The 392-nt window shown below is 57.9% G+C and carries 2 pseudogenes; both read right to left on the reverse strand.

The features are described 5' to 3' along the window. Window positions 1–186: pseudogene (locus AB4Z23_RS28860) on the reverse strand (amidase); the annotation flags it as partial. A 9-nt stretch (window positions 187–195) separates the two neighbouring features. After that, window positions 196–392 (reverse strand): annotated as a pseudogene (locus AB4Z23_RS28865) (aspartate aminotransferase family protein); the annotation flags it as partial.

Raw genomic sequence — 392 nt, forward strand, 5'->3', positions numbered from 1 at the left:
GCTCTTATCTGCGCCCCGCGCTTCCCTGCGAGCCTCCTCATGCAGAGGCCGGATGATAGCGTTCAGTTGGGGGTTTGTCTTTTCCGACCGACTTATGGCCCCTTCCAGAAGCTCTTCGGCAGTCACCTGCCCTGCCTTGACGAGCGCCGCCTGGGCGCAGAGATCGAGTTTTGCAAGTTCATCCATCGTACACGCTCAATTCTTGAATTCAGAAACAGCGTCTTCGAGCGCCGCGGAAATACCGCCCACAAGCTCGTCGATCTGTGATGTTGTCATGATGAATGGCGGGCAGACGGAAATCACATCGCCCATATTACGGATCATGACGCCGTGCGCGCGGCAACGACGCTCGACGAATGCCCCAACTTTGAGGGCTGGCTCAAACGCGGTCC

Origin of the sequence: Agrobacterium sp. MCAB5, assembly GCF_052114365.1 — a bacterium.
GTDB classification, from domain to species: Bacteria; Pseudomonadota; Alphaproteobacteria; order Rhizobiales; family Rhizobiaceae; genus Agrobacterium; species Agrobacterium tumefaciens.